The organism is Paraburkholderia sp. A1RI_3L, from assembly GCF_048957895.1.
GTDB classification, from domain to species: Bacteria; Pseudomonadota; Gammaproteobacteria; order Burkholderiales; family Burkholderiaceae; genus Paraburkholderia; species Paraburkholderia kururiensis.
The window spans coordinates 59,696-79,419 of sequence record NZ_JARCHA010000008.1 but is presented as its reverse complement, the minus strand read 5'-3'; the positions used below and the strand labels follow the sequence as shown (position 1 = coordinate 79,419).

Genomic DNA, 19,724 nt, shown 5'->3' with positions numbered 1-19,724 from the left:
CGTTCCCTGCGCGTAGGCTAAAGGAACTACTGCCCGTGAAACGCTTTGCGCACAGCACTGGACATGTCGTGCCCCTGCGCGAGGAGACTTCTGAGTTGCCCAGGGTCGGGCAGTCGAAGTTGGCTGAGCTCGAAGACAGACACGTTGGTCGCCCCTGAGATACAGCGGAAATAGCGGTCTACCGTGGGCGTGGCGAGCAATTGCGCAAGCAGCTCCGGGGTGAGCGCAGGCTCAGGGCTCACCTGCTCAAGGATGACGGTGTGGTTCTCTCCGACGAAACCACCGTAGGTTTCGATGAGCGGCTTCGGTACGGCTGCGGCAATCAGACGTCGCGGCTGGTCGTTAGAGGTAACGCGCTGCAGTATGACACTGGGCCTGCGCACGACCGAGGGATGGTCTTTTGCCCCCATGTTCACGAAGCAGTGCTCCCGGTTGGCTTTGGGTGCTCCGGAGAAACGCAGACGGCCGTCTGACGAAATGTCGCTCGACCACAGCAGCGGGACAGCGGTACCGCCGCGCGCACGTGCTGCGCTTTTCGCGGACGGATAGGTCGTTCGCGTATCTCGGTTCCATACGAAGGCGCCGATACGTGGTGTGTAGCCGTAGTTGGTAAGGGTTGCATGTGACCTTGCGGCGCTCTTGAGCAAAGCAATGTCGCTTTCCGTGCGTGGAATAGGCCACGCGGTGCCCGAGTTGGGAAGGACACAGCGGCCGACATTAACGTAATCGCCGTCACGTGTGACGACCGACACGCCAGCCTCGGCGACGGACACATGCATGCCCTTTCCACGGCGTGCCAGAGTAAGTGCGGTTTCCTGCTCCACATCGATGAATACGCCGAGCCGGTCGCTAACCATGCCGATGCCGAGTATAGTGGCCTGCGTTAGCAGGAACGTGCGAAGCTTAGAAAAGTACTGGCCGGACAGAAAGCTGGTGGGCGTCACGAGTGCGCAGGTGCCGCCTGGTGCCAGCAGCTTGACGCACAAGGCGACGAAAAGAGCGTACAGGTTTGGCTGCGCTTCAATGATGTCGGCGAAGTCGTGCTGGTAATGCGCGACTTCTGCCGATGGCATCTTCCGGTATGGCGGGTTGCAGACCACAACATCGAGGGTTCCGACTAGGTGCTTGGCGCGCAGGAGCGAGTCCCCTTCGTGAACTTGGAACTTCGGTCGCGCACCTGTCGAGACAAGTTCGTCATGCAGCACCATCAGCAGGAAGTGCTTCGACATCTCGCATAGGGCGGCATCCTTATCGAACCCAAGGATGTGGCGCTGCACGTGGTCGAGGATTTGCTCGGCAGATTTTCTTCGCTCGCGCAGTGCATCGCGCATGCGCATCGCTATCGGCGCTAGGAACGCCGCACCGCCACAGGCAGGGTCGCAGAATTTCCGGACCGCGAAGTCCACGCCACTTACCGCCAAGTCGTCCAGTAGGCGCTTGGTCAGCGATGGCGGTGTGAAGAACATCGCCAATTGCTTGCGGCGCTCTTCGCCGGCGAGCTGGGCATAGGCCGAGGAGAGCCAGTAAATCGCCTCAAGAAGGTCCTGGGCCTTCACGAAGTTGACGAAGGCGCCCACGGCCGGGTGATGCTGCAACTGCGCATTCATCTCTAGGCCGGACCGCGGCAACCCGGGGAACGACTCCTTGCACCAGCGCGCCAACGCGCTGCCGACGACCACGTCTGGACCAAGTTGCGCGCTTTGCATGACAGCCCGAAGGGCGCGGACAAGGCGAAGGAAGTTGGACTTGGTGGCGGGTGTCATCGGAAGAGGTACATGTCGGGCCTGCTCGCTGTGTCGGCTTGGCTCTTTAGTGCCTAGTGGCGCCCAGAGCGTACTCGGGACACCTTGGTCACGGGCTCTTCCTGTCCTGCCAGTGTGTCGGTACTGATACCGCGTTCCTGGCAGAATCGCAGAACCAGTGTCTCGACCATGTTTGTCTTGCTCCGGTTTTCCTGCGAGGCAGCTCGCTCCAACAGCCGGGCGAATTCCGGGGTGACTCGGAAACTGAGCGAAACCGTACGTTCGGCAGTCATTGCGGTCACCATCTCCTGTATAGAACTCCACTATACGTTTTTTCCCGACGACCCACAACCTTGGTTGGTCACTCCGTTCGTGGGCGTGGCCCAAGCTCGCGTTCAGGCCGACGCGCGGCGCCTAGGAATACGAGGAGAGGAATAGAGAAGGGGCAGTCGAACGCAGTGCCGCGATGAAAGGCAGGTGCAGTGGGTGCAGATATATCCGTAGAACGTCGCGCAAAAGGCACAATTCGTTATCGAACACGACAGCGAGAATGCGCATTCGCTATTTCATCCATATGGCGGGAAGAATCGCCTGCAGCCACTCCGGGTCATGGTGGTAGAGCCACTGAAAGCCGCTTCCCGGTAGACGCCGGACGGCTGTCGCAGATAGGTCAGGATGTTTACGGAGCATCTCGACTAATTGCCGACGGTGAAGCTCCTTTCGGTTGTTGTGGCGTGCTGTCTCCCACGTTTCCTTGAGGTCGGGATGGGTGAGCAGATAATCCTCGACGACATAAGGCCGGACCTTGAGGGTATCGGTCATCCGTCTTTTGCTCAGCCCTGCGCGCAAAGCCGCTGAGAGCTGTTTTTCCAGGTCGGCGTCGATAGTATGTGGAAGCCGGCCTGGTTTGATGAGGTGGCCCCGACGCCGGGCCGCTGTCTGGCTCTGAGGTAAGGGTTCTTCAGCGTTATCGCCACAAGCCAGTGCTGCGGCATAGCTGCCGACGAACTCTTTCGGTGTCTCGAACAGAAAGCTCATCAGCAGCAGATGCTTCAGCGGATGCTGCTGTCTGGGAAGCCGGTGCAACAGGGGAGCAAGGAATCCTCCGCTCGGGCCAGCCAGATTCCCGAGGAACTCGCGTCCGAACAGCGACAGCACATCGCCGAAGTAAGCAACAAACTCGTTGCGTACGAACTCTATCCGCGTACTCACGCTATACGAGGGCCAGCCTCGGACGCGCATCTGGAGCAGATAGCTACGAAACAGAGAGGCCTCGTCGAACCGTAAGTTCTTCTGTTCATCGAAGATAAAGCGTCCCCATTCTTCCAGCTTGGCCAGGCGGATAAGGCTGCTCGGTTCAAGCTTTGGCGCAGGTGCGAGATGTCCGGCAGCAATTTCGTCCGGCAGGTAGTAGGCGTTGGCTCTCTTCGGAGGGTAGAAAACGCTCAGCGGCTCTCCATGAAGATGGCAGACGAAACTGGACGGCAACTGGTGCGCAATATGCCACCATGTAAACCCAAACTGTCCCTGCTGCTCGGTATGGCAGGTTGGGCAGTATTTGAGAGGGTTGCCGGGGCTACGCCCCGACTGTGTGATACCCGATTGGTGCAGTGCTCTGGGTGTGGTGCCCAAGGACATGTGGCACTCAATTTCCGTGCGGGCATTGCCCGATAGAAATGGCGCGTGCAATCCATATAGCGTTCGGTGGTGCATCAGCTCATCCAGCGAGCCTAGCAACCCCCGGGTTTTCCGGTGAAAATTTTCCAGCCGAGAGGGGATGTCATGTCGAAGGCCGCAGGTCGGATGGCCGAACAGCAGTCTGCTGGTCGCCTGAGCGGTATGTCCCCCATTCAGGCGGTGGAAGCGGGCGCACCAGCTGTATAGCGACTCGCCGTCCCGAATGGGCGGCGTCGCCGTAGAGGGGAAGAGCTCCGTCAATCCTAGGTAATCGATGCCCATACGTGCTGATTGACCCACTCGATGCCATGTATGGATATTAATGCATCATCGTGGTTTTTGTAGCCCGCCCATTCCTCTGGCCTCAGGAGTACAGCAATCGCGAGAGCATATTCATAGTGGCGCCAATTCCAGCGACTGAATAGATTGCAAATTCCTGGGGTGTGCTTTTCCCGGACTGTGCGAACGTCCTCGTATAGTTTTTCGAGCCACCATTTGGGGAAATTTTCCGAAGCCAGGCTGCTGATATAACTTGATTTTTCATGAGCATCAGCATCGCCAAGACCGAGCGTTCTTAAAATATTATTTATTCCATATTCCACCTGCCATGGTTTTGTGCCGTATGGAATCTTGTATGCGTTGGCTAAAATATCGGAAAAATATTGTATTTTGGGATATTTTTTAATGTCGGATTCGACCGATGCTGGTATTAATTCATCGGTGGTCTCCATGCTTGGCATGTGAGATTTGGATGGGCGTACTCTGCATTTCCTCAGCGCTATCTTATGCCAGGGGCACCAATATAGGGAGGGTATTTGGTGTGCCCTGTTCCAAAAGCTGAAGCCATGCTCTTGCGTTTGTTGCTCAATGCAGGCTGGGCAAAAGCGGTATCGGAACCATTCAGGGGGCGTCAAGCCCACAGGCCGTCTTTCCTCAAGCGTGTAGTTTATGAGTCCGGTACGGAGCGGAAATTGTAGATTAATTGGGAAGTGAGAGTGATTCCATAGAATCTCGGCTTCAGTCATGCCAGCGGCCAGCGAAATGGCCTTAAATCCTACTTTTCTTCCTGAATTGCCTAGACTGAAATTCTCTTGAAGGATTCTCAGCATCTCGTCAGTGGAATCTACGAAATTGATATGACAGAGCCGGCGAATAAAGCCAGGGAAGAATTCATCTTTAACTGGTTTGGGTAGAATCAGCATGGCAGGGGCTGGAGCAACGTCAGTTGACTGCGAACCGCCGCGTAACTGATGGGACGCTTGAGGAAAAGCAGATGGGCCGCAATTGTGAGCTTCCTAGGGCAGGGTTTCGGTTTCTGTACGCAGGGGATGCTTCAGCGTTTCGCTGGTCAAATTCGCCCGGAACACCTGAAACATGGCAAATTTCTGCGACGCGTCGAAATAACCTTCGGGATGCTCGGAGATAAATTTCTCCAGTGCATCAAAGGCACGTAGCTCAATGCGATTAATTTCGCTAGGCGTCAGCGAGTATGCGCTCCGGTCTTGTGCGAAGAGCACGTACTGAAGGTCGATGCCGACGGCCGAGATGCCGGCCAGGTATCGGATGGTCGGAACGCTGCGTTCTTTCTCGTACAGGCTTTGAGCTAGGCGCTGCACCCCTCCAGCTGCGGCTAGGGTGACCTGGCTGAGACCTAGGCGTTCCCTTTCCTCTCTTAGCCTGCTTCCGAACCCCTCCGGAATGGTCGTCGCAAACGGCGAGGTTTGCGCGTGCGCACGCCTTCCCGCATCGGGCCGTCTCGTGCTAGAGTCCATAAAAATTCATGCATAAATGGATTGTCTATGAATGGTATCACATGCAATGGACTTTTTGTCAATCAAGCTTGTGTTGGCTGCAAGCGTGGGAGGCAGGAAGGCGGGCCGTGTTTGATGAATACGGGGTTGATATGGGACGTGGTGGACTATCTCTCGAACGCCTGAAGGCTATCCGTAAGCGGCAGGAAAACGCGGGCTGGGGAAGCAACTACGAGCCCTCGATTCGTGCGGTTCGGGGCGAGGCCCCCGGCAGTTCGTACGCCGTAAAGCTGCGAGCCAGGAAGATTCCGGGGCGTGAAATCCATCTGCTTTCTACCGGCGAAGCTGCGGCAGCGCTGCTCGGCCTGTACCACCCCGACGTGGTGGGCTTGCAGGAACAGCGAGCACTGATGCCGGACGACCGACCGCATCCACTTCATAACTTCCCCGGCGCGATTGCTGGTGGGTTGCCGAAGCTGGGCGGGATGGTGCACGTCGCCACGCGACTTGGCTACCTAAACACTCTGCCAAGGGTATGGGTGCCGAACCCGGATGCGCCGGCGGAGCGCATGGCAATCATTTACCCCTATATCGGGGACCTTCTGTGGGCCATACGCAAAGGTAAGAATCAGTTCTATTGCGTAAATTGGTCTATCAAGGATGACGTTTCGGTGTTCAAAAGGCCCGTCGAGAACTTGGCCGAGCTTCACTCACAGGGAAATTCAGCCGGTACATCGGAATTGCTGGAGCGTCACGAACTCGAGTGTGCCTATTACGAGGGAGCCGGCATCCGAACAGTGCTGCTCGGGGTCAACGAGATTGATGCGCATGTCGTGCACAACCTGCGGCACCTGTTCTTGCATCATCACCGTGAGACAGGTATTTCCCTCCGTGAGCGTGCGGAAGTGCTTGAGCGGTTCCGGCGTTGCATCGAGGTTGAGACGCCTCCGGCACATCTGATTGCGCACTTGTGCGGCACTGGACGTTATTCGCCGGAGGCCTGTCGGGACGTCCTGCTTCAGGGAATCTGGAGCCGGGAGCTGAGGGTCGACCTATTCCGGCCAATATTGATTGACCGACCGTTAAGGTCAGAGGAGAGGGACGTTCTTGTGGTGTACGCCGACTGGTTTCGGGAGCAATCATGCTGACCGGGACCCGGGTCACGGCTCCTAATGGATTTGAGCAATTCGCTAAAGGGGTTCCTTGCTACTTCCTGGGAAATTCGAAGCTGCGTCATCGCGCAGTGTTTGTGCGTTTTGAGTGGTCTGGGCGGGGACAGCCTGCTTCCTACATTCACGCGATGGACCGGGATGACTTTGAAGCGGCGCTCGATGCGAAAAATCTTGTTCTTTCAGATGGCCTTGACTTGCCGCCATGGCTGGCGTCGCGAGAAGGGGTGAATTTCGCCGCGATTGATGCTGACCGGATGAGCATGAAGCGTTCTTACCAGGACATGGTTGACGCCCGCTACCTGTACATCGAACCTGCGCTGAATGACCTGGAGGCTATCCTCGCTGCCGACGATGTCGCGGCTGCCGTCAATGTGTGGGCGAGACGCGCATCTCCGCAGCAGCACGAAGCTCGATTTCGTATCTGGTTCCTGACGTACCTGTGCTTCGGTCGAAATATTTGGGCACTCGCTCCGCCGTTTCATAGGTGCGGCCAGTGGAATAGGGATACGCATTCAACGAAAAAGCAGGGGCCACCTTCGAAGGCATTCGGCGCCGGGTACGGTCACGGCATGACTGCGGCCATCCGAGAGCTTTGCGTTCAGGGCTATCGGAAGTTTGCCCTGCCGGGCAAACCCATGAGCGATATATACGCCGAGGCGATGAACAAGGTATTCGGATGTAAGTGCATCCGAAAAAGAATCGACGGGCAGCCAGATGCATTGGAATTTTTTCACCCAGAAGGCAAGGCATTTCCGTCGCTCAGGCAGTTCACCTATCAAATAAGGAATGTCCTTGGCGAAGCGACTGTTGAAGTGATGCGCTATGGAAGGCAGCGTCATCGAAGAACCCTCGTCCCCTCGAAGGGGCGTTTTTCGGAAGAAGTGGCGTATCTGCTGGAGAAGGTCGAGTTCGACGGGTATTACACAAAAGAACGGCCGCGAGGCTATCTGGAAGGAAGTGTGCTACCGGCCCTGTGTGTAGTGACCGCAAGGGACATGATGGCGGGCACGAAGGTCGGCATCGGGTTTTCGTTTGGCTCGGAACGAGCCGATGCCTATCGGATGGCCCTTTTCTGCATGGCGGTGCCAAAGGATTTCTTCTGTAGATTGTGGGGGCTGAAGCTTGATGCCATGGAATGGACCACGATAGGTTTGCATGCAAGCTCGAAGGTTGACCGGGGACCGGGCTCAACCTCTCAGTTCGCTGCGTCGGAAGCGGCCCAACCAGCCATGGATGAGATGGCACCGTCGTATTCTGGGCAGTCCAAGGCAACGGTAGAGTCGTCTCATCCTAAAAACGTCAAGTTTGAGGACGAGCCTGAGTATGTGCTAAGCCAGCTCGTGCCGGTCGAACTGGCGCGGAGAGAAATCGTGCGGCTCATCGGATACAACCATACTGCGGACATGTCTGACCGCATGGCTATCGACCGGGAGCTTGCAAATGTTCTGCCCAGTCCACATGCATTGTGGAATCACTACGCAGCCAGGCTGCGTACAGCCGGCATATCAATGAGCATCGCTGACGCGGTCAGGACATTTTTGAAGAAAACGCCATTGAAAGTGGAGGCTGATGGCGTGTATCTCGGCAGTCTTCGTTACGACTCGGACGAGCTTCGGGCCAGCGGATTGCTGAACCGGATAGTCCGCAACTCCAGTCGCGCGGAATGGGTGGATGGCTATGTGCTAAGCCTTTGTATCCGACATATCTGGGTCGAAGTCGATGGTCAGTTGCTGATGCTTGATGCGATGCTACCCATTCGTGAAGATGAGGAACTGCTCTTTATTTCCGTCGCGGAACTGGAGCAATGGGAAGAGGCGCGCGCACGTGTGAAGCCTGTATTTGCTGTTCAGCGGGTTGCCGCAAAAGGAGAAATGCGGGACATGTTTGAGCAGGCGACAGGAAAGGCGTGGGATGCGGGAACCCGTCGGGCTGGCCGCGCCAAAAAGACTGCACAGGCAAAGCAGGAAGCAAAGGAAGCAATGCAGCACACGGCCGCTCGGAGGTCCGCATGACGTTCGAGAGCGGCGACCCGTGGTCCGAGCGATTCAACGCTATTCTGAATCCAGATGAGATTCGTCAGCGAGTGGAAAAGCCGCCTGTGTCTGTTGCAGGTATGGACGACTGGCAGCCCAAGGAGGCTGGGCATCGCATCGAGGCTGCGCTGAATACAGTGTTTTATCCATCGGAGCAATGCATCGATATTTTGATGGAGTGGGTTGCAGCCGCACGAGTGCATTGCGCCGAGATGTATGGGAGCCGGCGCGCATTTATCGAACGGGTCTATCAGTCGCAGCCGCCGCTTCGGGAATTCTACTTTCCGATGTGTCTGACGGGACTCGCAGGCACGGGGAAAAGCGCGCTGCAGGAAGCGTTCAAGCGTCTTATGCCGCAGACCGATACGGTAAAAACCGATGATGGAACAGTGTTCCAACTGGTGAGCCACCGTGCAATCACAGTGCGCTCGGCGAGTTCTCCCGGAGACATCATGGTTCAACTCGCGCAGCAGGATGGAACGTACAGGCTGCTATCTGGCCGGGTACGTAAACAGGCCTATCGGGATGGCTGGGCGTTGCTTCTGCTCGACGAATTCCAGTTCGCGACCCAGAGCAGTAGCGCCAGTACTCGAATCGCCCAGATGCTGATGACGGCATGCTATGTCGGGGTTCCCACCGTCTATATTGCCAACTTCAGCATGTTGCACAAGCTTAAGGCCCGCAGCCAGGAGGAGCAGCATCGCCTGCTGAGGCAGGTTCGGGAATTGAGCCCGGAGTCGAGCGGCAGCGTTGACTGGCGAACGGTGCTTCGATGGTATCGCGATGTTGCGCCGGATGTTTTTTTGTTTTCTCCTGATGTGGATGCAGAGCGGATTCATCAGTTGACCGGGGGCGTCAAGCGTGCGGTCATAGCGCTGATGCGGATTGCCTTTGAGAGGGAGTTTGCGGCTTCAGGAACTGTGACCTTGGCCAGCCTGGAGTGGGCATACAACTCGAGTGGCTATGCTTCGTATCGGGCCGACGTTGAGTCGCTGGCGAAGCTTTTCGGCGCGTTCAGGCAACAGCGAAAGGACTTGTGGTGTCCTATTGCCGGTGTGGAGCCAAACCTTGAGGCGCAGTGGGCGCAGCAGCGCCAAAGCAAGGTCGATGAGAAAGCGCTTCGCGCATCGCTTACGGCAGACGAGCGCAAGGCGCTGAACGCGGTATCGAAAGCATCAAAGGGGTCGGGTAAAAAATCGAAGAAGGCTTCGGTACACCCTATACGACGGCGTGGGCAGGACGATGCAGCCACGTTGCTGAAGAATCTGGAGATGCTCGACTCGAAGCAGTAACGGCGCGAGCGTCAATTTCAAGAGTTCGGAAGAATTCCCTCCTTCTCGCGTGGATGCGATGGACGACAAATCCAGGTCGGCCCCCATTGTCTTTGACGAGCTGACGCCAACCCTGTTCGTGGACTTCGACGGGACGCTGCACCGTGGGCGGGCGCTGCTCGAAGAGGATGGCCAGGTTTCACTCGATACAGGCAATTTGGTGCTCGAGTTTGCCCCGCTGCTCGAAGCGCTGCTTCGGCCCTATCCATCGGTCAGGATTGTCTTGACGACTTCGTGGCTGAACACGTTACCGACTGAGCGGGTCGTTTCGCTTTTGCCGCTGGCCCTAGCTGCGCGGGTGGCGGGCACGACGCGCGGCTTCAAGATGCGTTTCGGGTACATGCAGGACGGGTCTGCCCGGACGTACGTTATCCGTTCATACGTGTTCGAGCATCACCTCAAGAACTGGCTGGCCCTCGACGATTCGGTTTTCGGCGCATATCACCTGAGTACCTATTTCCTCGACCTAGAGCCGCATCTGGTGTTGCTCGACAGCAAGCAAGGTATCGGCGACCCGGTGGCCCAGCGACGCATCCTCGAGTGGCTCGCCGAGGTGCATAAGTCGCAGGCCTGAACTCGGGTATCACGAGGTCTCATCAGTTTTGAGGCCCGTCCGTTCCAGTGAAACCTTTGGCGACCGGACTGGGGAGTGGTTTCTGTCAGTAATCTGATGTTTAACGGCTACCGTCTGCGCTGTTTCCGGTTTCTGTGTTGGGTGGCAATTGTTGTGAGGCAGCCTTCTCCAGTGCGGCTAGTCGCTTCTTGACTCCAATCTTTGAATCGAGTTTCAGTGCGGCTCGGTAAGCCTCTGTCGCTTCGCTTATTCTGTCCAACTTTTCCAGCAACTCGCCTTTAAGGCGATAGGCACCAGCTACCCACCTGGCGTCTTGCCCAGGCCGAAAAGCGGAAATTGTTGTGTCAACAACATCATAGGCTCGTTGTACCGCCTTATTGGACCCGTCAGCCTGGACCAGTTCGCCAGCAGCCCTGATACGTGTCCAAGGGTCACCTTTGGTAAGCCGGGCCGTCATAAACTTCTTGGCGTCGAGGAACTCACCGGTCGGAGAGTACGCAAATCTGCCCAGATGGGCGATTGTTGCGAATATGCGCTTAAGCTCACCATCCTCTGTTTCAAACGAGTATTCCGAACTCCATCCTGCGATAGGAGTGCATGAGGCAAGTACTCGTTGCTGCACGACGTCGTGTATCTCAAGGATAGAGCTATCCTCGTTGTCCGAATTGCACGTCTGACTCGCAACATATCGGCCGCATGGTGAGATGCTGAACCCAAACAGGTTCGCCTTGTATGTACGCTCATACACTCGCTTTCCGGCTACATCGAAAATAACCAGATTAGCGGATAGTTTCGAGTTCGGCCCCGCATCATTGACACCGAAAACGCCGGTGTCGGCCACGTCAACGGAAAAAGGTCGCTCGAGGTCGTTGATTTCAGCCACGATGCGGCCCGTAGTGTTGTCTCGGAGTCGAACAGTTTTGCGTCGATTCAAGGATGCATCCGGCCCCGGGTCCCAGTACCCGACAGACCAATGCTTGGTGGGTGAGTGCTTCGCTCGACCAAAATCAATCAGGTCGTCAATTTCTGAGGGGAGCCGGATAGAGGCACGGGCAACGGTGGTTGTCACCTTTCCCTGCTTGTCGGAAGTCTGTGCGCGTGACGTCGGTTCACGCATTGGTTCAGGCGCTGACCGGGATTTCCGTCCCAAAATTCCAAAAAGGCTTTTCAAGAGTGACATGAGGATGCGTTATCCGGCTTTGTCCTAACGGTTCGTGCATTATGCGCGCGTCACAGATACCGCTATAGGTGCTCAGCCCGCATCCGTCAGCCTTTGCCATCTAGGTATCGACCTGATGCGCTAGACGATTGGCGCCGCAGGTGCCCCGGGCAGTGCGGTTCAACTGCTGCCACCAGTCAGGGCAATCGGCACTCGGCTCATTTATGAACTGGTCGGGGACGCTGCTGTGTAGGTGGCATCGAAGAATTTTGTAAGAAATGGCGCGTGTAGCACCGGGGCAACGTCGCCAGATGACATCTCGGCCAATTCGCTGGAAACCCTTGTCCAGCAAGGCCCGACAGACTTTATCGTCGCGAGAGGGTGGTTGTGCGGCCAGTTTGGGGTTCCCGACAGACTTTGCCCGGACTTGTCGTTTTTTCCGGGAGTAATGGAATCAATGACTTACAGCGGGCGTGCCCGACAGACTTAATTGTTTCCCATCACCTTGTCGACACACAAAAGAGTCGGCACTTCTGTACATCAGGAATCGCGCGCGCCCGGAGAAGAGGGGATGGGTCATTTCGAAGTCGCTATCATGCACACCTCTGTCCATCCATCAGCTCGATGGAGCCGCACAGTGCCCCCTGCGCCCATCTTCGCCTTCGAAAAGGCCGCGTGACAGACTTTATTCTCGCAGATCAGCACACCAAAGCCGCCGAAACGAACTGCCCCCAGAAGTTGAACCCCGCCCCAACCTTTGTGGGCAATTCATGGTCGATAGACCGTCGGGAGCTTTTTTCATTTTTCCCGGCCACAAGCAAGCGTCTTGACGGCGCCTGCACCCCGCCGCCCATCACATCTTTATCAGCATTCATTCGTTGTCCGCGGGCCGCGAAGCGCGATAGTGTGCGCGGATATCGCCGCAGCCTGCGCCCGCAGCTGCAGTGCCGCCATGTTCTCTTTTGTCCGCCCTTCGCGCCGCGTGATGCCATCTCCCGTTCTGCAAGTCCTCGGTATAGGCAAGCGCTTCGGCGCCAGCATCGCGTTGGACCACGTCGATCTTTCTATTGGCGCCGGCGAAGTCGTCGCTTTGATGGGCGCGAACGGTGCGGGCAAGTCGACGCTCGTCAAGATTCTCAGCGGTGTTTATCTGCCGGATCGCGGCACGCTTGCGCTGCGTGGCACACCGTTTGATCCGTCGTCGCCGCACGATGCGGCACGGCGCGGTGTCGCCACCGTGCATCAGTCCATCGCGGATGCGGTCGTGCCGAACCTGCCGGCCGCGGACAATCTGCTGCTCGACCGGCTTTGCGGCGGCTCGTCCGCCTGGTATGTGCCCGCGCGCGTCCGGCGTGCCGAGGCCGCGCGCCGGGCCGCGCGTATCGGGCTCGCCGTCGATCTCGATGCGCCGCTCGGAACACTGCCGCTTGCGGCCCAGCAGCAGGTGACGATCGCGCGCGCAATGGCGACGCATCCGGCGTTGCTGATTCTCGACGAGCCGACCGCGAGTCTTTCCGCTGCGGAAGCGGATCGCCTGTTCGAGCTGATCGCACGGCTGCGCGACGAGGGCGTCGCGACGCTGCTCGTCTCGCATCGCGAACGCGACCTGCGGCGTATCGCCGATCGCGTGGTGGTGCTGCGCGACGGTCGCATCGTAGGCGACGCGCGAGGCCCCATCGACTTTCACGCGGCACTCGAAACGATGCTCGGGCGACCGCTGCAACGCTTGCATGAAACGTACGAGACGCCCGACAGCGCCGACACGCGCACGGTATTGAGCCTGCGCAGTCTGCGTCTCACGCCCGCGAGTGCGCCGTTCGATCTCGACGTACGACGTGGGGAGATCGTCGCCGTCGTCGGGCCGGTTGGCAGTGGCAAGTCGCGCCTTGCGCGCACGCTGTTCGGTGCAGCGCATGCGAGCGACGGCGAGATGACGCTCGACGGCCTGCGCTGGCAGCCGCGTTCGCCTGCGCAGGCCATCCGCGCAGGCGTTTTCATGCTCGGCGAAGATCGGCGCCGCACCACGCTCTTTCCCGACAGCGTTCCGTTTGCCACGATCGCCGGCACGATCGGCTTTCCGTTCATGTCGCGCTGGTTTCGCAACGGCTTCGTACGCACACGGCGCGAGCGGCAGGCGGCCGTGGAGGCGATCGAACGTTTCGGCATTCGCTGTCGTGGCGCGGACGACCGTCCCTCGCGCCTGTCCGGCGGCAATCAGCAGAAGGTCGCGCTTGCGCGCTGGCATGCCGAGCCCGCGCGTCTGCTGCTGCTCGACGAACCGTTTCAGGGTATCGATGCCGGCGCGCGCGCCGACATCGTTCGCCTGCTGCGCGGCGAAGCTGCGTCGCGCGCGACGCTCGTGTTCGTCAGCGACCTCGATGAAGCGCTTCAGGTGGCCGACCGCATCGTGCATTTCGATCGCGGCTCGCCTGTCGCGCACGCCGAGCCCTCAGTTCCTGTCCACGCTCTGTGAGCCCATGAAGACCCCTTTGCCCGCCAGCGACCCTGCCGCCACTGTCCCGACAACCCTGTCGTCCGCTCCCATCGTGCACGTGTCGCGCATGCAGACATGGCGCAGACAGCTCGAAAAAAGCGGCATGCTGTTCGCACTCGCGGCGCTTGTCGTCGTGTTCGCGATTGCACAACCCGCATTTCTCAACGTCGACAATCTCTTCAGCATTCTGCAGGCGATTTCGATCACCGCGCTGCTCGGCATCGGCGTCACGATCACGCTGGCCGTGGGCGGCTTCGATCTGTCGGTGGGCAGCATCGCGGCGTCGGCGCAGATGGCCGCGAGCTACGTGCTCGTCGTCTGGCACGGTAGCGCGTGGTGGGCAGTGGCGGCCTGTATTGCGCTCGGTATGGCGGCGGGGCTGTTCAATGCGCTGTTGATTACGCGGCTGCGCGTGCCGGATCAGCTCGCCACACTCGGCACGCTGTTTCTGCTCGCGGGGCTGCAACTCATTCCGACCGGCGGACGTTCGCTTTCGACCGGCACGATCTTGCCGGACGGCACCGAAACGAGCGGGGTGTTTCCGGCCGCGTTTCTCGCGCTTGGCCGCTTGCGTGTGCTTGACGTCGTGCCGCTGCCCGTGATCGTGCTCGCGGTGTTGACGGTGTTCGCCTGCGTGGTGATGGAGACGACTCGCTGGGGCCGCGTGCTTTACGCGATCGGCGGCAACGAGACCGCGGCCCGGCTCGCCGGTGCGCCCACCGCCCGCTACCGCGTGGCGGCCTATGTGGCATCGGGGGCCATCGCGGCGCTGGGCGGCGTGCTGATTGCGGCCCGCGTGGGGCGCGGTGACGTGAGCGCCGGGCACTCGCTGCTGCTCGATGCCGTCGCGGCCGCGCTTGTGGGTTATGCAGTGGGCGCCGCGAAGCGGCCGAATGTGTTCGGCACGGTGATCGGTGCCGTGTTCGTCGGCGTGTTGCTTAACGGACTCACCATGCTCAATGCGCCGTACTACATGCAGGACTTCATCAAGGGCGCCTTGCTCGTCGGCGCGCTGGCGTTCACGTTCGGTGTGGGCAAGTGCGACGACGCGCATGCATGACGGGCGCAAGGTGCGCAAGCGGCGCAAGGGACGCAGTAAGCAGCGCCCCGTCGCGTTTGCACTTCATGCGTACCGCGCGCCTCGTTGCGCAAAGCTGATCGCCAGCACGGCAAGAATCACGGCGCCGGTGGCCACCTGTTGCCAATAGAAGTTCCAGCCGATCAAGAGCAGCCCGTTCGCCACGAGGCTCAGCAGCAACACGCCCAACAACGTGCCCGCCACGCTCGGGCGATGCGTCGTGGAGAGCGTGGTGCCGATGAACGTGGCGCCAATGGCGTTCATCAGATAGCCATTGCCCGCGAGCGGCACGTACGCCTTCACCGTCGAAGACAGGAGCAGGCCGACCACGCCATAGAGCAACGCGCTCGCAACGAACGCCGCACTCACGATGGCCGGTACCGGCAGACCCGCGTGACGCGCTACACCAGGCAGCGCGCCGAGCGCAGCGAGCTGGCGGCCGAACACGGAATGCGCGAGCGCAACATGCAACGCGAGTGCCAGCACGACGACGATGCCCAGCGGCACCGGTACGCCCGCGATGCTGCCGTGCGCGAGCGCGCCGAAGAGCGGCGGCAGGGCCACGTTGAGCAGATAGACCGGCTGTCCGCCGTCCGTTGCCAGTTGCTGAACGGTCTGCCCGATGAACAGCGTACCGAGCGTGGCGAGGAACGGCGCGATGCCGATGCGCGCGACCAGCACGGCGTTCAACGCGCCGGTCGCGAGCGCAGCGGCCAGGCCGCCGAGCGCCGCGGCAAACAGATCGACGTGGTGTGCACACAGCAACACGAAAACGAGGCTGGCTACGTCGATCGATGTGCCGAGCGACAGATCGACCGCGCCCAGCGAGACCGCGAGCGTCATGCCGAGCGCCGCGATGGCGAGCAGCGCGAAGTTATTCAGCAGCACGTCAGCAAGATTGCCCACACGCGCAAAGCCCGGCGCGAACAAGGCAAAGAAAGCGATTACGACGACGAGCGCGCCCACGAGCGCGAAGCGCCGCAGGCCAGTGAGCCGCGACGCGAGCGAGAGGCGCTCAATCATATGCACTGCTCCTGCCATGTCGGCGGCGCACGATTGCCGTCGTCGCAACGACGAACAGGATCAGTACGCCTTCCACACCGTTGACGTAATAGCTCGACAGGTTGTCGAGCTGGAACCCGTTGACGATCACGCCGATGAACAGCACCGCGCAGAGCGTGCCCGGAATGGTGGGCACGAGCCGGCGCGAGAACACCACGCCGAGCAACGCAGCGGCCACGACTGCGAGCAGGTTGTCGCCAGCGCCGGGCGAACTGCCGCTCAAAAGCGCCGCCGACGCGAGCGCGGCCAGCGCCGCAGCGATACCGCACAGCACGTAGCTGGCGGCGACATAACGCGCGCCGTGGATGCCGGCCGCCCGTGCAGCGTCGCGATGGGCGCCCACGGCCGCAAGACGCAAGCCGAACGGCGTTTCGTGAACGAGTACCGTGAATGCCGCGCAGGCAAGCAGCAGTGCGTAGGCGAGATGCGGCACGCCGAAGGGTCCGTCGCGCAGCAGGTATGCAAGCAGAGCGCCGTTCGCCTGGACCGGCGTGTTCTGCGTCAGCACGAGTTCGAAGCCCGCCGCGATGTTCATCGTGGTCAGCGTCGCAAGCAGCGGAACGATGCGTAGCGCGATGACGGCGACCGCGTTCAACGCGCCCACCGTCGCGCCTGTGGCGAGCGTCAACGCGACCGACAGCAGGGCCGGATACCCGTCGCGCTGCGTGACGGCGAAGACGGCTGCGCACAATCCGAGGTTGGCCGCGACCGAAAGGTCGAGCCCGCCGCGAATCGGGTCCGGGCCGCCTGCAATCAACACGATCGTGAGACCGAAGCCGAGCAGCCCGATCACCACCGACTGCTGCAACACGTTGGCGAGATTGGCAACCGTGAGAAACAGCGGCGACGTGAGCGCGAATGCCGTAACCACGATGGCAAACGCGAGCAGCGCGCTGCCGCGCAGCCAGAACTGCGGGTCGCGCAGCCTTGCGCGAATGCGATGTGCCCGTCCTGGACCTATGCCGGGCAACGCGCGCCCGTCGGCCAGCGAACGGGTAGGGGACGACGGGACGTTCATGCCGCCTCCCGTTCCTGCATGGCCGTCTCGCGCGCACCGCTCGCCCAGGCGAGCACGGTTTGCGTGTCCGTTTCGCGCGAGACGAGTTCCTGCACGATGCGGCCGCGCTTCATGACGAGGATGAGATCGGTCACGCCCACAAGTTCGATCAGGTCGCTCGAAAACAGCAGTACGCAGGCGCCGTTGCGCACGAGTTCGTCGAGCAGCCGGTAGATTTCCGCCTTCGCGCCCACGTCGACGCCAACCGTAGGTTCGTCGAGCAGATAGACGGTCGATTCGCGGCTGAGCCAGCGCGCCAGCGCCACCTTCTGCTGGTTGCCGCCGGACAGTTGCCGTACCGGCGTTTCCGTGCTGTGCGTGCGGATGGCGAGCGCGGCGATGAGTCGTTGCACGAGCTGCGTTTCGCGTTGCCTCGCGAGCAGCCCGAAGCGGCTGATGCGCGAAAGGCTGGCGAGCGTCGTGTTTTCGCGCACCGAGAGCGAGCCCGCTACGCCGTGCGCGCGTCTGTCTTCCGGCACGAACGCGATGCCGCTGCGTACCGCGTCGGGTGGGCGGCGTAGTCGCACTGTGCGTCCCGCTACGCTCACGGTGCCCGTCGTGCCGCGCTCGAGGCCGAATAGCGAGCGCAGCACCGCCTTGCCGCCCGAGCCGAGCAACCCCGTCACGCCGACGACCTGCCCGCGCCGCACGTCGAACGACACGTCTTCGAAACGGCCGGGCGCGCCGAGCCCGCGCACGGCGAGCGCGACGTCGCCCGGCGTACGCGCCGATACTGCCGCCGGTGCGCTCCGTTGCGCGCCGATCATCGCCTCGACGAGCGATTCCGTGGGCGTAGTGCGGGCATCGACGTGGGCGACGTCGACGCCGTCGCGCAGCACGCTGACCGTATCGCAGATCGACGCGATTTCATCCAGATAGTGCGATACGTAGAGGATGGTGAGGCCGCGCGCGCGCAGCGTGTCGATGGTGTGCAGAAGACGGTCCACTTCGCGTGACACGAGTGCCGCGGTGGGTTCGTCGAATACGAGCACGCGCGGCTCGCCCGCGAGTGCCCGCGTGATCTGCACGATCTGCTGCTCGGCTACGGTGAGCTCGCCGATCAGGCGGTCGGGATGCAGGTCGATGCCGAAGTGCGTATGCAATGCCTCGCGTGCCTGCCGTTTCAGCCGGCGCGTATCGAGCACGCGCAGCACGCCCGCGCCGCGTGGGCCGAACGCGGGCTCGTAACCGAGCGCGAGCGCTTCGGCCACGGTCGAGGTGGGCGGCAGCAGGCGCTCCTGGTGAATGAATGCGAGGCCCCTGGGGGCAACGCCGGGGGACTGCGGCTCGCCGTGCACGGTGACGGTGCCGGCGTCTGCCGTGTGGATGCCCGCAAGGATCTTGATGAGTGTCGATTTGCCCGCGCCGTTCTGGCCGATCAGGCCATGCACGGTGCCCGGGGCCGCGTCGAGCGATGCGCCGCGCAGCGCCGGTACGCCGTCGAAGTGTTTGACGATGCCGCGCAGCGCGAGGGCCGGCGCATGAGCGGGCGTGTCTTTCGGTGTGCTCATCGCAGTGCCCATTCTGCGGCGCTCGCTTTCGTGGCGTTCATTTCGCGGCGCTCATTTCGCGGCAATCTGGCCGAGCGCCTGCTGCAACTGCGCGGCGTTGTCCTTCGTGACGAGAATGGACGGCACGTAGGTGTACGGCGGCAGGCTCCGATCGCCGGCAAGGTAGCGCGCGACGTTGTCCACCGCGGTCTTGCCGATCAGTGCGGGCTGCTGCGCGACGACGGCCGCCGCGCTCGACTTCGGGTCTTTCACGAGCGAAACGACGTCGGGGCTGCCGTCCACCGCGTAGGTCTTGATCTCGTTGCGATGCGCAGCGTCCACGGCCTGCGTGGCGCCCACCTGCGGCACGTCCCACGCGGCCCAGATCGCCGCAATCTGCCCCTTGGGGTACTTCGTGAGCAACTGGCTGACCTGCGCATACGCGCTCTGTACCGTATTCGGAATCACGTCGCGCAACTCGGGCTCGATGATGTGGACCTTCGGGTAGTACTTGAGCACCGCCTTCAACTGGTCGTAGCGGATCGCGCAAACCGGAACGCCGTAGAAGCCGTTGAACACGAGGATGTTGCCTTCGCCGTGGATGTCGTTGACGAGCTTCAGCGCGAGTTGCTCGCCGATGAAGAAGTTGTCCGAGGTGGTGTCGTTCAGGCTGGCGGGCGACGCGGTGTCGATCGTGAAGAGCGGTATGTTGGCCTGGCGGATTTTCTGCAGCCACGGCTCCAGCACCGAAGCGGTGCCCAGTTGCTCGATGATGGCGTCGGGCTTTTGCGCGATCAGCGTCTGAATCTGCGCAATCTGGCGGTTGTCGTTGCGGCCGGCGTCGAGCGCGATGGGCGTGCCGCCCAGCCGTTTCACCTCGTCGATCGCACCCTGGTAGGCCTTCAGATCCCAGTAGTGGTCCGTGCCGATTGCGGTGATGCCGATGCGCTTGCCTTTGAGCGACGGTGTCGCGCTATCGTTGCTCGCAGTGTTTGCGTTGCCCTCGGAATGGGCGGGTAGTGCGATGACCATCAAGCTCAGCGCGGCGGCGGTGACGAGACGCACAAGTGGCACGAGGGCGCCACGTGTGCGGCGCGAAGAAGA

At 60.7% G+C, this 19,724-nt stretch carries 16 protein-coding genes; 6 read left to right on the top strand and 10 right to left on the bottom strand.

Annotated elements, in window-relative coordinates; genetic code table 11:
* Positions 1-26: 26 nt before the first annotated feature.
* The 4 genes from PXJ20_RS21090 to PXJ20_RS21075 form a co-directional block, all read right to left on the bottom strand.
* On the bottom strand, positions 27-1,763 hold the full coding sequence (locus PXJ20_RS21090) for an HsdM family class I SAM-dependent methyltransferase (RefSeq protein ID WP_421031059.1): 1,737 nt from the start codon (positions 1,761-1,763) through the stop codon (positions 27-29).
* Between the two features lie 540 nt (positions 1,764-2,303).
* On the bottom strand, positions 2,304-3,701 hold the full coding sequence (locus tag PXJ20_RS21085) for a TnsD family Tn7-like transposition protein (RefSeq protein WP_421031058.1): 1,398 nt from the start codon (positions 3,699-3,701) through the stop codon (positions 2,304-2,306).
* The gene (locus PXJ20_RS21080; RefSeq protein WP_421031057.1) at positions 3,683-4,621 is read right to left on the bottom strand and encodes a TniQ family protein; all 939 of its coding nucleotides are present in this window, start codon (positions 4,619-4,621) and stop codon (positions 3,683-3,685) included. Before PXJ20_RS21080 ends, PXJ20_RS21085 begins: the two co-directional genes overlap by 19 nt.
* Positions 4,622-4,714: 93 nt before the next feature.
* A complete protein-coding gene (locus PXJ20_RS21075; protein ID WP_421031056.1) occupies positions 4,715-5,191 on the bottom strand; it encodes a helix-turn-helix domain-containing protein in 477 nt (158 codons plus the stop codon).
* Positions 5,192-5,298: 107 nt separating this feature from the next.
* On the opposite strand from PXJ20_RS21075, the gene PXJ20_RS21070 reads away from it, so the two are divergent.
* The 4 genes from PXJ20_RS21070 to PXJ20_RS21055 are packed head-to-tail and all read left to right on the top strand — an operon-like array spanning position 5,299 to position 10,280.
* Positions 5,299-6,318 carry a hypothetical protein gene (locus PXJ20_RS21070; RefSeq protein WP_421031055.1) on the top strand — a complete coding sequence of 340 codons (1,020 nt, stop codon included), beginning with the start codon at positions 5,299-5,301 and terminating at the stop codon, positions 6,316-6,318.
* Complete coding sequence (locus tag PXJ20_RS21065; protein WP_421031054.1) at positions 6,312-8,354, top strand: hypothetical protein; 2,043 nt, start codon at positions 6,312-6,314, stop codon at positions 8,352-8,354. Before PXJ20_RS21070 ends, PXJ20_RS21065 begins: the two co-directional genes overlap by 7 nt.
* On the top strand, positions 8,351-9,667 hold the full coding sequence (locus PXJ20_RS21060) for a hypothetical protein (protein WP_421031053.1): 1,317 nt from the start codon (positions 8,351-8,353) through the stop codon (positions 9,665-9,667). The genes PXJ20_RS21065 and PXJ20_RS21060 overlap by 4 nt, the downstream gene beginning before the upstream one ends.
* A 58-nt stretch (positions 9,668-9,725) precedes the next feature.
* Positions 9,726-10,280 carry an HAD domain-containing protein gene (locus PXJ20_RS21055; protein ID WP_421031052.1) on the top strand — a complete coding sequence of 185 codons (555 nt, stop codon included), beginning with the start codon at positions 9,726-9,728 and terminating at the stop codon, positions 10,278-10,280.
* 100 nt (positions 10,281-10,380) lie between these two features.
* Here PXJ20_RS21055 and PXJ20_RS21050 read toward each other — a convergent pair whose 3' ends face one another.
* A complete protein-coding gene (locus tag PXJ20_RS21050) occupies positions 10,381-11,349 on the bottom strand; it encodes a tetratricopeptide repeat protein (protein WP_421057437.1) in 969 nt (322 codons plus the stop codon).
* 788 nt (positions 11,350-12,137) lie between these two features.
* Positions 12,138-12,314: a hypothetical protein gene (locus tag PXJ20_RS21045; protein ID WP_413214369.1), complete on the bottom strand. Its 177-nt coding sequence runs from the start codon at positions 12,312-12,314 to the stop codon at positions 12,138-12,140.
* Positions 12,315-12,424: 110 nt separating this feature from the next.
* Here PXJ20_RS21045 and PXJ20_RS21040 point away from each other — a divergent pair, with 110 nt between their 5' ends.
* A complete protein-coding gene (locus PXJ20_RS21040; protein WP_421031050.1) occupies positions 12,425-13,912 on the top strand; it encodes a sugar ABC transporter ATP-binding protein in 1,488 nt (495 codons plus the stop codon).
* Between the two features lie 88 nt (positions 13,913-14,000).
* A complete protein-coding gene (locus PXJ20_RS21035) occupies positions 14,001-14,993 on the top strand; it encodes an ABC transporter permease (protein ID WP_421032590.1) in 993 nt (330 codons plus the stop codon).
* 63 nt (positions 14,994-15,056) lie between these two features.
* Here the strand turns inward: PXJ20_RS21035 and PXJ20_RS21030 are convergent, their stop codons facing one another.
* From PXJ20_RS21030 to PXJ20_RS21015, 4 genes are read right to left on the bottom strand one after another with little or no spacing between them, the layout of a single operon-like run.
* Entirely contained in the window at positions 15,057-16,034 is a 978-nt protein-coding gene (locus tag PXJ20_RS21030) for an ABC transporter permease (protein WP_421031049.1), read from the bottom strand.
* Entirely contained in the window at positions 16,027-17,091 is a 1,065-nt protein-coding gene (locus PXJ20_RS21025; RefSeq protein WP_421031048.1) for an ABC transporter permease subunit, read from the bottom strand. Before PXJ20_RS21025 ends, PXJ20_RS21030 begins: the two co-directional genes overlap by 8 nt.
* Positions 17,088-18,653: a sugar ABC transporter ATP-binding protein gene (locus tag PXJ20_RS21020; RefSeq protein WP_421031047.1), complete on the bottom strand. Its 1,566-nt coding sequence runs from the start codon at positions 18,651-18,653 to the stop codon at positions 17,088-17,090. Before PXJ20_RS21020 ends, PXJ20_RS21025 begins: the two co-directional genes overlap by 4 nt.
* A 39-nt stretch (positions 18,654-18,692) precedes the next feature.
* Complete coding sequence (locus PXJ20_RS21015; protein ID WP_421032589.1) at positions 18,693-19,652, bottom strand: sugar ABC transporter substrate-binding protein; 960 nt, start codon at positions 19,650-19,652, stop codon at positions 18,693-18,695.
* Positions 19,653-19,724 lie beyond the last annotated feature (72 nt).

Bases quoted from the DNA above. Each gene is read 5' to 3' on its own strand.
- PXJ20_RS21090 (WP_421031059.1), bottom strand. From the start codon at position 1,763: ATGACACCCGCCACCAAGTCCAACTTCCTTCGCCTTGTCCGCGCCCTT.
- PXJ20_RS21085 (WP_421031058.1), bottom strand. From the start codon at position 3,701: ATGGGCATCGATTACCTAGGATTGACGGAGCTCTTCCCCTCTACGGCG.
- PXJ20_RS21080 (WP_421031057.1), bottom strand. From the start codon at position 4,621: ATGCTGATTCTACCCAAACCAGTTAAAGATGAATTCTTCCCTGGCTTT.
- PXJ20_RS21075 (WP_421031056.1), bottom strand. From the start codon at position 5,191: ATGGACTCTAGCACGAGACGGCCCGATGCGGGAAGGCGTGCGCACGCG.
- PXJ20_RS21065 (WP_421031054.1), top strand. From the start codon at position 6,312: ATGCTGACCGGGACCCGGGTCACGGCTCCTAATGGATTTGAGCAATTC.
- PXJ20_RS21060 (WP_421031053.1), top strand. From the start codon at position 8,351: ATGACGTTCGAGAGCGGCGACCCGTGGTCCGAGCGATTCAACGCTATT.
- PXJ20_RS21055 (WP_421031052.1), top strand. From the start codon at position 9,726: ATGGACGACAAATCCAGGTCGGCCCCCATTGTCTTTGACGAGCTGACG.
- PXJ20_RS21045 (WP_413214369.1), bottom strand. From the start codon at position 12,314: ATGAATGCTGATAAAGATGTGATGGGCGGCGGGGTGCAGGCGCCGTCA.
- PXJ20_RS21040 (WP_421031050.1), top strand. From the start codon at position 12,425: ATGCCATCTCCCGTTCTGCAAGTCCTCGGTATAGGCAAGCGCTTCGGC.
- PXJ20_RS21035 (WP_421032590.1), top strand. From the start codon at position 14,001: ATGCAGACATGGCGCAGACAGCTCGAAAAAAGCGGCATGCTGTTCGCA.
- PXJ20_RS21030 (WP_421031049.1), bottom strand. From the start codon at position 16,034: ATGATTGAGCGCCTCTCGCTCGCGTCGCGGCTCACTGGCCTGCGGCGC.
- PXJ20_RS21025 (WP_421031048.1), bottom strand. From the start codon at position 17,091: ATGAACGTCCCGTCGTCCCCTACCCGTTCGCTGGCCGACGGGCGCGCG.
- PXJ20_RS21020 (WP_421031047.1), bottom strand. From the start codon at position 18,653: ATGGGCACTGCGATGAGCACACCGAAAGACACGCCCGCTCATGCGCCG.
- PXJ20_RS21015 (WP_421032589.1), bottom strand. From the start codon at position 19,652: ATGGTCATCGCACTACCCGCCCATTCCGAGGGCAACGCAAACACTGCG.